The sequence below is a fragment of the Cellulosimicrobium sp. G4 BAM 1002 genome, assembly GCF_057126935.1.
In genome coordinates, this window is sequence record NZ_CP182109.1 from 3,527,255 (window position 1) to 3,541,751 (window position 14,497).

A 14,497-nucleotide genomic window follows, 5' to 3' on the forward strand; every position below is an offset into this window, starting at 1 on the left:
GTCAGGCTCGGTTAGAGTCTGCGCCGTGACGCAGCCCGAGCCACCGGAGGAGCCGGACCCGGCCGCCGACGACCGCGCTGCGCTCGTCGGACGGTTCCACGACGCCCAGCGCAGGCTCGCCGAGCTGCTCCTGGCCCAGCGTCTCGAGCCCCTGCTCCGCACGACGCTCACCGTCCCGCAGCTGCGCGCGCTCGCCGTCCTCCAGCTCGACGGCGAGACGAGCTCGCACCGGCTCGCCGAGGTCCTCGGCATCTCGCCCGCGACGCTCTCCGGGATCGTGGACCGGCTCGAGGCCGCGGGCATGGCGGTCCGCCGCCCGGACCCGCAGGACGGTCGCGTGCGGCTCGTGGCCGCCACCGAGCGCGGCGCCGCCGCCGTGCGCCGGATCGCGGCGCAGGAGGACGAGCCGCTCGGCCTGCTCGAGGGGCTCGACGTCGCGGACCTCCGGGCGCTCACCACGGGTCTCGAGGCGCTCACCGAGGTGGCGCACGAGGCCGCTCGGCGCCCGGCGGGCGGACGCCGCCCTGCCGAACCCGGTGACGACGCCACCGAGCAGGGCGGCCCCCGCGGTGGGCGTGGCGCGGCGGACCCGACCGACGGAGCTGGCTGACGGCGCTGGACCGACCTGAGCCGTGCCGGGCGGGTCAGACCTCGCCCAGCGCCTCCTCGGGGCTGCCCTCGACGGCGCGCGCCCGACGGTTCCAGCGCGACCACAGCACGTGCTCGCCGAGCTCCCCGGCCATGCGGTGCGCGAACGCCACGAACACGACCACCCCGACGACGAGGACGCCGGCCCCGAGCCAGAACGGTGCGGTCGCGGACACGGGGTGCAGCAGACCGGCGATCACCGGTGCGGGGGCGGCGAAGCCCCAGCGGACGAGGTTGAAGGCGCCGGTCGTCACGCGCCGGTCGGGGTCGCCGAGCGCGAGCGAGAGGTCGGTGAGGTTGGCGTTCGCGATGCCCATGAAGACGCCGGCACCGACGAGCACCACGACGGACCACGCCGTCCCGAGGTCGAGGGCGAGGAGCACGAGCGCCACGAGCACTCCGGCGATCGCGACCCCGAGGGTCTGGACCGCGCCGACGCGGTGCGCGAGCCGGTGCCCGACGACGAGGATCCCGAACGCGAGCCCGATGCCCCACGCCGTGAACACCAGGCCGAGCGGGACGACGTCGAGGCCGAGGAACACCGGGGTGTACCCGAGGACGACGAAGAAGCAGAAGTTGTACGCCGCGGTGACGGCGGACAGCGCGAGGAAGCCCGGCTTGCGGAACAGCCGGAACACCTGACCGACATGCAGCGGGGCGGGCTTCTCGACAGGGTCCTGGAGCCGCGTCACCGAGACGAGCAGCGCCACGACCATGAACACGCCGCACACGAAGAACGGGACGCGCCACGAGATGCCGCCGAGGAGGCCGCCGATCAGCGGCCCGACGGCGAACCCGAGACCCACGCACGTCTCGAACAGCCCGACGACCCACTCGCGGTCGTTCGCGAGGGACACGAGCAGGACCATCGCCGTCGCGAAGAACATCGCGTTGCCGAGACCCCACAGGCCACGCAGCGCCGCGAGCTGGCCGATCGTGGTGCTCAGCGCCGCGAGCACCGCGGCGACGGCGACGAGGGAGACCCCCGCCACGAGGATCTTCTTGTAGCCGAAGCGACCGGTCGCCAGGACGGCGGGGATCATGCCGAGCGCCATGACCGCGATGTACGCGGTGAACAGGAGCTCGATCTGCCAGGTCGACGCGCCGATCTCGGCCCCTATGACGGGGAGGATCGGGTCGACGACGGCGATGCCGGCGATCGCGAAGAACGCCGTGAGGGCGGTCGCGTAGATCGCGGTGCGGTGCGGTTCGTTGCGCGGGGTGGCCACTCGGGTGCACTTCCTGGGTCGAGGGTGGAGAGCGAACCTTCGCGGTTCGCAACTACCTGTATATAGCAGGTATCTGTCTGTAAGATACACCCATGAACGTTGCCGCAGGAAACGATCTCGCCGCCCACGAGACGCTCGGCGCCATCGAGCTCCAGGTCGCCCAGCTCCTGCGCCGCGCGGAACGCACCCGCGCGTCCGGCGCTCCCGGGACGTCGCGAAGCGGTGGGACGCTCGACCGCTCGGGGTACCTCCTGCTCCACGCGCTCGGCACCCACGGGCCGCAGAACGTCAACGCGCTCGCCGAACGGCTGGGGCTCGACGGGTCGACCGTGACCCGACAGGTCGTCGCGCTCGAGCGCGCGGGACACGTCGAGAGGGCTCGCGACCCGCACGACGGACGCTCCGTCGTCGTGCGGCCGACCGCGGACGGCCTCGACGAGCTAGCGCGGCACCGCGCGGCGCGGACCGAGCTCTACGCCGACGTGCTCGACGGCTGGTCGCGCCTCGACCGCTCGCTGCTCGCCGAGCTCCTCGGCCGCCTCAACGCCGACCTCGACGCGTACCGGCGTCGGCGCGACGGCGACTGACGCGCCTCACGACCTCGCGAGCGACCAGCGCACCAGGCGCGTCACCGCGGCGCCCGCGGGCTTCGCCAGCCGCGCAGGGACCCCCCGGACGCGCGGCATCCCGTCCCGGGCCCAGGCGGGCAGCGACTCGCGCGCCGCGAGCGCGAGCCCCGCGTAGAGCGGGCGGACGACGGGCGGCAGCGGTGGCTCGACGAGCAGGAAGCGCGCGGCGTCGAGCGCAGCCGGCGAGAGCGTGAGCTCGTCGCGGTAGCCGTCGACCGCGGCGTCGAGCTCCCGCCGCGTCAGAGGTGCGTCCTGGACCCCCAGCCGATGGCCGACGACGGCCGCCTGCGTCACGTACTCGTCGCAGCCCGACGCGTCGAGCGGCCGGTGCCCGAAGGCCTGGTGCGCGACGAGGAAGCTCTGCGTCTCGGCGACGTGGACCCAGCGCAGGAGGTCGGGGTCGCTCGCGGCGTAGGGCCGCCCGTCGGCGGCGCGGCCCCGCACCCGCTCGTGCACGGCGCGGACGGCGTCGACCGCCCGTGCGGCGTCGTCCGCGGTGCCGAAGGTCGTGACGGCGATGAACGTCGACGTGCGCTGCAGCCTGCCCCACGGGTCGCCCCGGAACCCCGAGTGGGCGGCGACGCCGGCCATGGCCAGCGGGTGCAGGCTCTGGAGGAGCAGCGCGCGCAGTCCGCCGACGAACATGGACGCGTCCCCGTGGACCCGCTGGATCGGAGATCCCGCCGCGAACCAGCGGGGGCCTGGCGTCTCGTGGATGCGGGCCCGCGTCGCGGCCGCGTCCGGCCCGGCGATCCTGCGGAAGATCGCCTCCTCGGCAGCGCCCCGCGCCCGCTCGACGACGTTCACCATGCACCGATGCTCGCACCCGGTGCGCTCCCATGCCTCACAGGGCCGGCGAACTCCCAAGAACTCGCTGCAAAGAAACACTTGCAAATGTTCCTTTGCACTACTACGGTCGTCGGCATGAGCAAGGACGGAAGCACCCCGAAGGCCGTCGAGGGCCACCCGGCTCTCGGGCCGGCACAGCTCAAGGCGCTCGCGCACCCGTTACGGATCCAGATCCTCGACCTGCTCTCGACCCACGGGGCGCTCACCGCGAGCCGGTTGGCCGACCTGGTCGGCGAGTCGAGCGGGTCGACGAGCTATCACCTGCGCCAGCTCGCCCGGCACGGCTTCGTCCGCGAGGTCGCCGGACGGGGCACGGGACGGGAGAGGTGGTGGGAGCGTTCACCCGGGGGCTTCACCGTGAGCCTCCCGGACGACCACGCCGACGCCGACGCGGCGTCGATGCTCGCGGGCACGATGGTCAGCCGTGAGTTCGAGAGCGCCCGCGCACGCAAGATCCAGGCGTTCCTCGACCGGTCCTCCGAGCTGCCTCCCCGGTGGCTAGACGGCGCGCGCCTGGCGACCGCGAGCATGTGGCTCACGGCGGAGCAGATGGACGAGGTCGCCGAGGCATGGGACGCGTTCGACGCGACCCTGCGCCGGTTCGAGGGCCAGGAACACGTGCCGGGCGCCCGCCCGGTGCAGGTCCACTTCAACGTCTTCCCGACGATCGACGGCAAGGAGAACCCCTCATGAGCGCGTACTCCCCCACCCTTCCCCGTACCGCGGAGCTGCGCGGGACCGACCGTCTGCTCGTCCTCGTCGGGTCGACGCTGACGGACCTGGGCCGCCGGCGCGCCGGCGCGCGCGCTCGTGCGCTCGACGCCCGCCGCGTCCCCGTCCCCGTCTCGACGGCAGCAACCTCGCTCGACGCCGGCCTCGGCTCCACGCTGGACACGGCGAGCGAGCGCAACCAAGACCGCGCCGCGATGTCCCGAGTGTCCCTCCTGCCCTGAAAGTCGGGTGATTCCACCCTCCATGGGGAGTCGTCCCCATAACCCCCGCCCCATCTGCTCGGTTACCCTCGACTGGGCGTTCTGTGGGCACGGGCGCGCACCTCCCGCCCGACGCCACCCTGGCGCGACAGGGTCCGGCTGCGCGGGTGCCCCCGATCCAGGGACTGAGGGAGCATCGGTGGGTCTACTCACGAGCATTCGCGAGCATCGTCGTGGGGTGGCGTCGGTGAGCACCGTCACGGTGTTCTCGACGGCCCTGGTGGGGCTCGCCCTGTTCTACGAGGGTGAGGCGACGGCGGACGTCGACCTGAACGACTCGGGCGTGTGGGTGACCAAGACGTCCGCCGGGCTCCTGGGGCGGTTCAACTACGAGTCGCAGGCTCTGGACGGGTCGCTCGTGGCCGGGAGCGGGTCGTTCGACGTGCAGCAGGACGAGGGCCGGGTGCTGCTCGACGACGCGGGGGCCGGCACCGCCTCTCCCGTCAACGTCGCGCACCTGAAGCTGGACGGGCAGGTCCGGCTTCCCGCGGGCGCGCAGGTCGCGTCGGGGGGTGCGACGACGGCGATCCTCGACGGCGAGGAGGGCCTCCTGTGGGTGCTCCCCTTCGACGGCGCGACCTCGTTCGACGCGGACAAGCTCGACCCGACGGCGGAGGTCGGCGGCGAGGGCGCGCTCACGGTGTCCGGCGACGGGACGGTGTTCGTCGCGATCCCGGAGACCGGGACGCTGTGGACCGTCGCCACCACCGACAAGGGCGCGGTCGAGGGTGAGCCCGCCTCGTCGTCGCTCTCGGTGGGCAAGGGTTCCGAGGTCGAGGTGACGGCGGTCGGCGACGACCCGGTGGTCCTGGACCGGTCGGCGTCGACGCTGGTCCTCCCCGGGGGCACGTCGGTGCCGATCGAGGGCGGGGACGACGCCCGGTTGCAGCAGCCGTCCGACGCCTCGGAGAAGGTGGTCGTCGCCACGGCGTCCGGGCTCGTGTCGCAGCCGTTGAAGGGTGGCGACGCGCAGACGCGCGCGGCCCAGGGCACGCCGGCCGCGCCGGTGCAGCTGGGCGGGTGCACGTACGGGGCGTGGGCGTCGACGGGGCAGGTGATCCGCGACTGCGCCGGAACCGACCGTGACGTTGACGAGCGCCTCGAGGGGATCGACCCGCAGACCCGGCTCGAGTACCGGGTGAACCGGCACGTGATCGTGCTCAACGACCTGTCAGCGGGCACGTTGTGGATGGCGGCGGACGAGTACCAGAAGGTCGACGACTGGGAGCTCGTGATGCCGGAGGAGGCCGAGGGCGAGGAGTCCGACGCCGAGCTGACCAACCCCGAGCAGGTCGACCAGTTCATCGCCGACCGCACGCAGCCGAACAAGCCGCCGCAGCCGAAGGACGACAGCTTCGGCGTGCGGCCCGGCCGCACGACGATCCTGCCGGTGCTCGGCAACGACGTCGACCCCGACGGCGACGTCATGACGGCGTCGCTCGCGGGCGACTCGCCGGGCAACGCCACGGTGCAGGCGATCATGGGTGGCGCGGCGCTCCAGGCGGTGGTCCCCGAGGACGCGGAGGGCACGAGCTCGTTCCGCTACTCCGTCTCCGACGGGCGCGGCGGCGTCGCCGAGGCCGGGGTGAGCGTGAAGGTCTCGCCCTGGGACCAGAACGCTGCACCCGAGCAGACCGGTGACCCGGTGCTCAAGGTCGCGCAGGGCGGCGAGGCCACGATCAAGGTCCTGCCGTACTTCAAGGACCCCGACGGCGACGACCTCTACCTCGCCTCGGCGACGGCCACCGTCGCCGGCGACGACGTCCGCTCGCGCCCCGACGGCACGGTCGAGTTCCGTGACGCAGGAGGGTCGACCGGCCGCAAGATCGTGACCCTGCTCGTCTCCGACGGAGAGCTGTCCTTCGAGGGCAAGCTCCTCGTGGACGTGGTCCCCGGACCGCAGCCGCCCGTCGCGGTCAACGACCACGTCGTCGTGCCCGCCGGGCAGCCGGTGACCGTCGAGCCGCTGCGCAACGACACCGACCCCAACGCCGACGAGCTGCGGCTCGCGTCGGTCTCGGAGTCCGCTCCGGCGGAGATCACTCCCAATTACGACGCGGGCACGTTCACGTTCGTGTCGATGGAGCCGCGGTCCTACGACCTGACATACCAGGTGACCGACGGTCCGAACGCGACGACGGGTCTGGTTCGCGTGGACGTCCTGCCGCCGTCGGAGGCCGCCGGTGCGCCGATCGTCGTCACGGACACGGCGCTGCTGCCCACGGGGGGCAAGACGCTGGTGGACGTCCTGGCGAACGACACCGATCCCGCGGGCGGCGTGCTCGTCGTCCAGTCGGTGCGGGTGCCCGACGACGCCGGGGTGTCGGTCGCGATCCTCGCCCACCAGATGTTGCGCATCACCGAGATCCGGCGCCTGGACGGCCCCGTGACGGTCGAGTACACGGCCTCCAACGGCACCGAGACGGCGACCGGCCAGGTGCGGGTCATCCCGGTCCCGGCACCGACGCGGCTGCAGCCCCCGAACGCCGCGGCGGACGAGGTCACGGTCCACACGGGCGACGTCGTGACGATCCCGGTGCTGAAGAACGACACCCACCCCGACGGGCTCGAGCTGTTCCTGCAGCCCGAGCTCGAGCAGGGCGTCGAAGCCTCGCTCGGTGAGGCGTTCGTCTCCGAGGACACGCTGCGCTTCAAGGCAGGGTCCGAGGGTGGGACCGCCTACGCGATCTACCGCGTGCGCGACGTGAACGGGCAGGAGGACTCCGCCCAGGTCACGATCCACATCCGCGACGACGAGGACAACGCGCCCCCGCAGCCGCGCGAGATCGAGGCCCGCGTGCTCTCGGGCTCGAGCGTGCGCGTGGCGGTCCCGCTCGACGGGATCGACCCCGACGGCGACTCGGTCCAGCTGACGGGGATCGCGTCGCCCGCGTCCAAGGGCACGGCGAGCGTCGTGGACGGGTACCTCGAGTATGCGGCGTCGAAGAACTCGACCGGCCACGACTCGTTCACCTACTCGGTGCTCGACGCGCGCGGCGCGACGGCGACCGGCACCGTCCAGGTCGGCATCGCGCGCCCGGCGGAGGCGAACCAGTCGCCGGTCGCCGTCGACGACGAGGTCACGGTGCGCCCAGGGCGCACGGTCGCCGTCGACGCGCTCACCAACGACACCGACCCCGACGGGGACCAGGTGGGTCTGGTCCCTGCCGGGATCGAGGACACGCACGACATGGGCGCCGAGGTCGTGGCCGACCGGGTCGTCATCACGAGCCCCGCGGACGACGGTTCCTACACCTTCTACTACGCGATCCAGGACAGCTACGGCGCCCGGGCGACGGGCGCGATCACGGTGAACGTGGCGGCCGACGCGCCGCTGCAGCCGCCCGTCGCGCGGGACGACACCGTGCCCGCCGAGGACGTCCTGGGCAAGACCGAGGTCACGGTCCCCGTCCTCGAGAACGACGACGACCCCGACGGTGCGGCGACCGAGCTCACGGTGACCAGCGACGCGACCACGGCGAGCGTGACCGACGACGGCGAGCTCGTCGTCGCCCTCGCCGAGGCCCGCCAGGTCGTGACGTACACGGTCACGGACATCGACGGCCTGACCGCCAAGGCGTTCGTCAAGGTCCCCGGCCTCACGGACCAGGCGCCCACCCTGCGCCCGGGCATCACGCCGCTCGAGGTCAACAGCGGGGAGCCGCTGCCGATCGACATCACCGACTACGTCCTCGTCGTCGAGGGCCGGACGCCGCGCCTCACCACCGAGGACAAGGTCACCGCGCTCGAGGGCACGCGCGAGATCACCTCCACGACCGGGATCACCTACACCTCGAACGCCGGGTACGTGGGCCCGGCGGCCGTGACCTTCGAGGTCACGGACGGCTCCGGACCGGACGACCCCGACGGGAACACCGCGCTGCTCACCCTGCCGATCAGCGTGATCCCGCCCGAGAACCTGCCTCCTGAGCTCAGCACCCCCACGCTCGACGTCGCGGCGGGCGAGGAGGCCTCGGTCGACCTCGCGCGCTTCGCCACCGACCCCGACGGCGACGCGTTGTCCTTCAAGACCAACGGAGGCGCGACGGGCGTCACGGTCACCATCGAGGGCACCACCCTGCACGCGCAGGCCACGCCGGACGTGCCCAAGGGCTCGGTCGTCCAGGTCCCGATCACCGTGACCGACGGCGAGCACCCGCCGGTCGAGGGCACCGCGACCCTCACGGTCGTCGCCTCCACGCGACCGCTGGCGCGCGCCAACACCGACACCGTCGACGACGCCCACCAGGGCAAGCCCACGACGGTCGACGTGCTCTCGAACGACTCCAACCCCTTCCCCGACACCGCGCTCGAGATCGTGGGTGCCGGCGTGGAGACGGGCACGGGGGACGTGTCCTACGCCGGGAACGACGTGACGGTCACCCCCTCCGAGAACTTCATCGGCGTCATGGTCGTCACCTACCGCATCCAGGACGCGACGAAGGACCCGGACCGCATGGTCGAGGGCCGCGTCCAGCTCAAGGTGCTCGGCAAGCCCGACGCCCCACCGACCCCGCAGGTCGAGGAGGTGCGCTCGAAGACCGTCGTGCTGTCCTGGGACCCGCCGAACAACAACGGCGCCGACATCACCGGGTACACCGTGCGCTCCCAGAACGGGTACGAGAAGGCGTGCGGCACCACCACCTGCACCCTCGACGGCCTGACGAACAACGTCGAGTACACGTTCACCGTGTTTGCCACGAACGCCGTCGGCGACGGACCCGCCTCCCCGGCCTCCGCCGTCGCACGCCCGGACGAGAAGCCCGACCCGCCCGCCGCCCCGAAGCTCGAGTTCGGCGACAAGTCGCTCACCGTCACCTGGACGAACAAGACCTACACGGACCGGTCGGCCATCGAGACGGTCAACCTCGAGATCTCCCCGGCCCCGAAGTCCGGCGCGATCCAGATGACGGCCCTCACGGGGAACCAGGTCGTGTGGACGGGCCTCGAGAACGGCGTCGCCTACCGGGTGCGCGTCCAGGCCGTGAACCGCGCACCTGACCCGTCGGAGTGGGGCGAGTACTCCGCCGACGAGATTCCCGCCGGAGTCCCGGAGGTGCCGACGGCGCCGCGAGCGGTCCGCGCGGCGGACACCCCGCTCAACGGCGGCTCGATCGACGTGTCGTGGGAGCAGCCGAACGAGAACGGCGACGCGATCAAGACGTACCGCTTGCAGCGGTACAAGAACGGCGCGGCCGACGGCGCCGCGCTCGCACTCACGGGTCTGAGCCACAAGGCGACCGGTCTCGACAACGAGTCCTCGTACTCGTTCACGGTCACGGCCGAGAACAAGGCCGGCGAGACCGCGAAGAGCGCGCAGTCCGCGGCCGTCGTCCCGTACGGACGGCCGGAAGCGCCGCCCAGGCCCAGCGTGCAGAACGTCGGCTCGTCGTCGCAGGACAGCGGCATCCCGCGCGTGTCCTGGGGCGCGGCCGACGCCAACGGCAGCCCGATCACCTCGTACACCGTGACGGTGTCACCGGGCGGGACGACCCGGCAGGTCAACGGGACGTCGGTCGACTTCACCGGGCTCAACCCTGGTTCGTACACCTTCACCGTCACCGCCACGAACGCAGGCGGCACGTCGACCTCGAGCCCGGCGTCCCCGTCGATCAACGCGTACGAGAAGCCCAGCGCTCCGGGGATCAACCCGAACAAGACCGGCGCGACGACCGGGACCTTCACCATCACGGCACCGTCGTCCAACGGCGGCAACGGCGTCACGCGGTACAACTGGCAGCTGTCCGGGAGCCAGAACACCTCGGGCAGCGGGACCACGGTCAACGTCGGCAGCGACTACGACCAGACCTTCACCCTCATCGCTCAGGCGTGCAACGCCGCGGGTTGTGGGCCCTGGAGCAGCGGTGTCACGATCCGCACGGACCCGAGGCCCGTCCCACCGACCATCTGGGTGACCCGCGGCCCGCAGCAGGACACACAACCGGGCTACGGCAACTGCGTCGGCCACATGTGCACGGTCTTCCGCGTCAACGCGAACGCGACGTTCCCCTCGGGAACGTACGACTTCCAGTGCTACTACGACGGCAACCGGGTCGGGAGCTACACCTGGTCGCGGTACCTCGCGGCCGGCAGCTATGTCGACCTCGGGTGCATCCTGGGGAACCCGTACGGCACGCAGCGCACGGCCCAGGTGACCGTGAGCATCTCGCCCGCGCCCAGTGGAATCGTGGTCGAATCCAAGCCGTGGCCGATCCTGTGACGCCACGACAGCAGGGGTGATCGATCTGCCGTCGGCACATCCGCCGACGGCAGATCAGCCTCCCGCCCCGCCCTCCCGAGGGCCAGGGTGGGGGCATGACCACGCACCTTACCGACCGGCCGCACTCCGACCGACCTCGCACGCTTGCCCCGCGCGCTGAGGCCACCGCCGCGCCCGCGTCGTCCTTCGACGACCAGCTCACGACGCGCCTGCTGCACCAGCGCATCGTCGTCCTCGGCACCGCCGTCGACGACGCCGTCGCGAACCGCCTGTGCGCGCAGCTCCTCCTGCTCTCGGCGGAGGACCCGCGCGCCGACATCGCGCTGTACGTCAACTCCCCCGGCGGCTCGGTGAGCGCCGGGCTCGCGATCTACGACACGATGCGGCTCGTCCCCAACGACGTGTCGACCGTCGCCATGGGCTTCGCGGCGAGCATGGGCCAGTTCCTGCTGTGCGCGGGCACGCCCGGCAAGCGGTACGCCCTGCCGCACGCGCGCATCATGATGCACCAGCCGTCCGCGGGCATCGGCGGGACCGCCGTCGACATCGCGATCCAGGCCGAGAACCTCGTCTACACCAAGGGCCTCATGCACCGCCTCACCGCCGAGAGCACGGGCCAGAGCGTCGAGACGATCGCCGACGACTCCGACCGCGACCGCTGGTTCACGGCGCAGCAGGCGCTCGAGTACGGCATGGTCGACCGGATCGTCGAGTCCGTCGACGACGTCCGTCCCGCCCGCACGGCGCGGAAGGTGGGCCTGTGATGGCGAGCTACACGATCCCGACCGTGGTCGAGAAGACCCCGCTCGGCGAGCGCGCGTTCGACGTCTTCTCCCGCCTGCTGTCCGAGCGCATCGTGTTCCTCGGCACCGAGATCGACGACGGCGTCGCGAACGTCGTCATGGCCCAGCTCCTGCACCTCGAGTCCGACGCCCCCGACCAGGAGATCGGGCTGTACATCAACTCCCCCGGCGGCTCCGCCACCGCGCTCATGGCGATCTACGACACGATGCAGTTCGTGCGCTGCGACGTGTCCACCATCTGCATGGGCCAGGCGGCGTCCGCCGCGGCGGTGCTGCTCGCCGCCGGGACGCCCGGCAAGCGGTTCGTCCTCGAGCACTCGCGCGTGCTGCTGCACCAGCCCTCGGGCGGGGCGGAGGGCACCATCTCCGACCTGTCGATCCAGGCCGAGGAGATCCTGCGCATCCGGTCCGAGACCGAGGAGGTGCTCGCGCGGCACACCGGCCAGACGGTCGAGCGGCTGCGTGCCGACACCGACCGCGACCTCGTCCTCACCGCGCGTCAGGCCGTCGAGTACGGCGTCGCCGACGCGGTGGTCACGTCGCGCAAGCTGGTGGCAGGCCGAGCCGCGGCGTGAGCTCAGCCGCGCCGTCGGAACCAGGACCGACGGCGCGGCTCGGGCTCCTGCCCTTCCGGGTCCCGCGCGGGCTCCGGCTGCGGCTCGGACTCGGCCTGCGGGCCGGGCTCGGGCTCGGGGTCCGGCTCGGGGTCAGCGTCGCCGACCGCGGCGGTGACCTCGTCCTCGGTGTCCGTCCCCGATTCCGGTTCCGGTTCCGGCTCCGGCTCCGTCCTCCGGTCCGCGGCCGCCTGGATGCCGGAGATCCGGCCCGCGTCGTCGAACCGCACGGTGACGGCCCCGTCCGGGACCGTGAGCACCACGGCGTCGTCGCCCCGCGCGGCGAGCGGCAGGCCCCGGCCTGCGGCGTACGACGTCACGGCGCGTCGGTGGTCGACGACCGTCACCGAGAGCAGGCCCTCGCTCAAGGTGCGCACGACGCGCGGCACGCTCGGCTCGGGCAGGTCGAGGCCCGGGTGCTCGAGGAGGAACCACGCGCGCGTGCCGCCGCCGACGGGCGCGCTGTAGTGCGTGAAGGAGCCGGTGGTCGCCTTCGCCGCGAGGGCGAGCCGGTACGGCAGGTCGTCCGCGAGGGTGAGCTCGGCCTCCGTCGCCTCGGGCAGGCCCGTCGCACGAGTCCGCTCGGCGGCGCGCAGCACGTCGTCGGGGAAGCCGTTGACGTTGTGCCAGGACCACATCCAGCTGCCCGGTCCGGGCGCGGCGGTCCCGAGGAACTGCAGGCGGCAGTCCGTCGTGGTTCCGGACGCGGCCGTGAAGGTGAACGTCCCGCTCGACATCTCGGCGTTCCAGGCGTCGTCGCCGTGCCGGTCGACGAGGTGGAGCTGGTGCTCGTGCGAGAGGAACGCGGCGTCGTCGACGAGGTCCTGAAGACGCGCGGGCTCGTCCCGGGGCTCCGTCGCGACCAGCCCTGCCGTGCCCTGCGCGGTGTGCTGCTCCGTCATGATCCGACGGTAACGGCGCCCCGCAGCCACCCCCACGGTGCGACACGCGGCATCGACCCCGCCGCTCGAGCGGCCCTCACGGACTCAGGCCGCGACGAGCAGCACGTCTCCGGCCCGACCGAGGGTGCGGACCGACGTCGTGCCGCGGGCGACCGGGAGGTCGCGGACGGGCGCTCCTGCAGGTCCGGCGTGGCGCGGGGCAGACAACCCGCCGCGCCCACGGACGGACGAGAGCACACGCACCGGGGCGACGGGCCGCAGCTCCTCGCCGGTGCGCGCGACCAGGTCGACGAGCCGGATGCCGAGCGCACCGCACACCGCGGCGAGCACCTCCGACGACGCCTCCTTGCGGCCGCGCTCCACCTCGGACAGGTAGGCGGTCGAGACCCGGGCCGCGGCGGCGACGTCGACGAGGGTCCGCCCCTGCGCGAGCCGCGCCCGCCGGAGGATCCCGCCGATGACGTGGCGCAGCAACGGCTCCGGTCGCGCGCCGTCCCGCCGGGCGGTGTGGTGCCCCGTCGTCCCGCTCATCGTTCTCCCCGTCCGTCGTCCGCCGGCTCCCCGCGGTGCTCGCCACGCTACCCGCGCCTCGCCCGGGTGCCGAGCACCCGGGCGAGGATCTGCTCCTGGCGTAAGGGACGACGTCGGGCGCCCGGCAGCCACCGTCACCGCCGGCGCGGCGGGCTCACCACTCCTCGAGCGACCACGCCATCTGCCAGAACCGGATCTCGTGCCGGCAGCTCAGCTCGAACGCGCGCTCCATGCGCGCACGCTCGGCCTCCCCCGCGTCCGCCGCGAGCGCGTCGAAGCGGGCGCGCAGGTCGGCGAGCACACCGTCGGTGCGCTCGGCCGCGTAGAACTCCCACCAGCCCGCGAGGGGATGGTCGTCCGCGATCGCTCCCGGCGTCGTCGGGCGCTCGGCGAGCCAGAACCGGCGCGCCGACCAGATGTACGTCCACGGGCACGGCAGCAACGCGGCGAGCAGCACGCCGAGCGAGTCGCGGCCGGCCTCGAGCATGTGGTCGACGTACGCCTGCGCGCTCGGCGCGAGGCGCGTCGTCTGCGCCTCCTCGTACGTGAGGCCGAGGAAGTCGCACATCGCGTGGTGGGCGTGCGACTCGTCGTCGAGCAGGAACCCGGCCTTGTCGTGGAACCAGCTGGCCCACTCGCGGTCCGGCGCTAGCGTCATGCCGAGCCCGTAGCAGCGCAGGTACGCCGTGAGGTACTGGTGGTCCTGGCCCACGTAGTGCCGCACGGACACCGGGTCGACCGACCCGTCGCGCAGCCCCGCGAGGAACGGGTGGTCGTAGAACTCGGTGAACAGGTGCACGTACCGGCGGCCGAGGTCGGCGGTGAAGCCGTCCTCGCCGTCCGGCACGAGGACGGTCGGGTCCTCCGCGAGGACAGGGTTCAGGGTGATGGCAGCAGGCGTCGACATGCCCACGTTCCTCCGCTCGTGCTAGCGAGATCAGGTTCGACGGGTCCGGGCGGCCGTACCGCTCGTCTCAGTCCCTCGGCCCGGGCTCGTCGCCCGGGCGGGACACCCCGCGTGGTTCGTCGGCACCCTAGCAGCGGCCCGGCCGCGTCGCACGGACGTCCGTCGCGCGGGAG

Annotated in this window: 12 protein-coding genes and 1 riboswitch; of the genes, 7 read left to right on the forward strand and 5 right to left on the reverse strand. The window is 72.7% G+C overall.

Features of this window, described 5'->3' with window-relative positions; genetic code table 11:
• Window positions 1–25: 25 nt before the first annotated feature.
• Window positions 26–610 (forward strand): MarR family winged helix-turn-helix transcriptional regulator, encoded by a 585-nt coding sequence (locus ACMXGY_RS15825; protein WP_483773937.1) that lies wholly within the window; start codon window positions 26–28, stop codon window positions 608–610.
• A gap of 34 nt (window positions 611–644) precedes the next feature.
• On the opposite strand, the gene ACMXGY_RS15830 is transcribed toward ACMXGY_RS15825, so the two are convergent.
• A complete protein-coding gene (locus tag ACMXGY_RS15830; RefSeq protein ID WP_483773938.1) occupies window positions 645–1,877 on the reverse strand; it encodes an MFS transporter in 1,233 nt (410 codons plus the stop codon).
• A gap of 92 nt (window positions 1,878–1,969) precedes the next feature.
• On the opposite strand from ACMXGY_RS15830, the gene ACMXGY_RS15835 reads away from it, so the two are divergent.
• Window positions 1,970–2,464, forward strand: coding sequence for a MarR family winged helix-turn-helix transcriptional regulator (locus ACMXGY_RS15835; protein WP_483773939.1), 495 nt, complete (start codon window positions 1,970–1,972; stop codon window positions 2,462–2,464).
• 6 nt (window positions 2,465–2,470) lie between these two features.
• Here the strand turns inward: ACMXGY_RS15835 and ACMXGY_RS15840 are convergent, their stop codons facing one another.
• Window positions 2,471–3,316: an oxygenase MpaB family protein gene (locus tag ACMXGY_RS15840; RefSeq protein ID WP_483773940.1), complete on the reverse strand. Its 846-nt coding sequence runs from the start codon at window positions 3,314–3,316 to the stop codon at window positions 2,471–2,473.
• A 114-nt stretch (window positions 3,317–3,430) separates the two neighbouring features.
• Between ACMXGY_RS15840 and ACMXGY_RS15845 the strand changes: the two genes are divergently transcribed.
• The 5 genes from ACMXGY_RS15845 to ACMXGY_RS15865 all read left to right on the forward strand — a co-directional run bounded on the left by ACMXGY_RS15845 (window position 3,431) and on the right by ACMXGY_RS15865 (window position 11,945).
• Complete coding sequence (locus tag ACMXGY_RS15845) at window positions 3,431–4,048, forward strand: ArsR/SmtB family transcription factor (protein WP_483773941.1); 618 nt, start codon at window positions 3,431–3,433, stop codon at window positions 4,046–4,048.
• On the forward strand, window positions 4,045–4,308 hold the full coding sequence (locus ACMXGY_RS15850) for a hypothetical protein (protein WP_483773942.1): 264 nt from the start codon (window positions 4,045–4,047) through the stop codon (window positions 4,306–4,308). Before ACMXGY_RS15845 ends, ACMXGY_RS15850 begins: the two co-directional genes overlap by 4 nt.
• Window positions 4,309–4,534: 226 nt before the next feature.
• Window positions 4,535–10,567: an Ig-like domain-containing protein gene (locus ACMXGY_RS15855; RefSeq protein WP_483773943.1), complete on the forward strand. Its 6,033-nt coding sequence runs from the start codon at window positions 4,535–4,537 to the stop codon at window positions 10,565–10,567.
• Window positions 10,568–10,662: 95 nt separating this feature from the next.
• Window positions 10,663–11,331 (forward strand): ClpP family protease, encoded by a 669-nt coding sequence (locus ACMXGY_RS15860; RefSeq protein ID WP_483773944.1) that lies wholly within the window; start codon window positions 10,663–10,665, stop codon window positions 11,329–11,331.
• The gene (locus ACMXGY_RS15865) at window positions 11,331–11,945 is read left to right on the forward strand and encodes a ClpP family protease (protein ID WP_483773945.1); all 615 of its coding nucleotides are present in this window, start codon (window positions 11,331–11,333) and stop codon (window positions 11,943–11,945) included. The genes ACMXGY_RS15860 and ACMXGY_RS15865 overlap by 1 nt, the downstream gene beginning before the upstream one ends.
• Window positions 11,946–11,947: 2 nt before the next feature.
• Here ACMXGY_RS15865 and ACMXGY_RS15870 read toward each other — a convergent pair whose 3' ends face one another.
• The 3 genes from ACMXGY_RS15870 to ACMXGY_RS15880 all read right to left on the reverse strand — a co-directional run bounded on the left by ACMXGY_RS15870 (window position 11,948) and on the right by ACMXGY_RS15880 (window position 14,324).
• Window positions 11,948–12,886 (reverse strand): DUF6882 domain-containing protein, encoded by a 939-nt coding sequence (locus tag ACMXGY_RS15870; RefSeq protein ID WP_483773946.1) that lies wholly within the window; start codon window positions 12,884–12,886, stop codon window positions 11,948–11,950.
• Between the two features lie 84 nt (window positions 12,887–12,970).
• Window positions 12,971–13,417 carry a helix-turn-helix domain-containing protein gene (locus ACMXGY_RS15875; protein WP_483773947.1) on the reverse strand — a complete coding sequence of 149 codons (447 nt, stop codon included), beginning with the start codon at window positions 13,415–13,417 and terminating at the stop codon, window positions 12,971–12,973.
• A gap of 154 nt (window positions 13,418–13,571) precedes the next feature.
• Entirely contained in the window at window positions 13,572–14,324 is a 753-nt protein-coding gene (locus tag ACMXGY_RS15880) for a TenA family protein (protein WP_483773948.1), read from the reverse strand.
• Window positions 14,315–14,444: riboswitch (TPP riboswitch) on the reverse strand. Its footprint overlaps the gene before it by 10 nt.
• Window positions 14,445–14,497 lie beyond the last annotated feature (53 nt).

What these genes read in the sequence shown, in the direction of transcription:
- ACMXGY_RS15835 (WP_483773939.1), top strand. Translation starts at nt 1,970, where the DNA reads ATGAACGTTGCCGCAGGAAACGATCTCGCCGCCCACGAGACGCTCGGC.
- ACMXGY_RS15840 (WP_483773940.1), bottom strand. Translation starts at nt 3,316, where the DNA reads ATGGTGAACGTCGTCGAGCGGGCGCGGGGCGCTGCCGAGGAGGCGATC.
- ACMXGY_RS15845 (WP_483773941.1), top strand. Translation starts at nt 3,431, where the DNA reads ATGAGCAAGGACGGAAGCACCCCGAAGGCCGTCGAGGGCCACCCGGCT.
- ACMXGY_RS15850 (WP_483773942.1), top strand. Translation starts at nt 4,045, where the DNA reads ATGAGCGCGTACTCCCCCACCCTTCCCCGTACCGCGGAGCTGCGCGGG.
- ACMXGY_RS15860 (WP_483773944.1), top strand. Translation starts at nt 10,663, where the DNA reads ATGACCACGCACCTTACCGACCGGCCGCACTCCGACCGACCTCGCACG.
- ACMXGY_RS15865 (WP_483773945.1), top strand. Translation starts at nt 11,331, where the DNA reads ATGGCGAGCTACACGATCCCGACCGTGGTCGAGAAGACCCCGCTCGGC.
- ACMXGY_RS15870 (WP_483773946.1), bottom strand. Translation starts at nt 12,886, where the DNA reads ATGACGGAGCAGCACACCGCGCAGGGCACGGCAGGGCTGGTCGCGACG.
- ACMXGY_RS15875 (WP_483773947.1), bottom strand. Translation starts at nt 13,417, where the DNA reads ATGAGCGGGACGACGGGGCACCACACCGCCCGGCGGGACGGCGCGCGA.
- ACMXGY_RS15880 (WP_483773948.1), bottom strand. Translation starts at nt 14,324, where the DNA reads ATGTCGACGCCTGCTGCCATCACCCTGAACCCTGTCCTCGCGGAGGAC.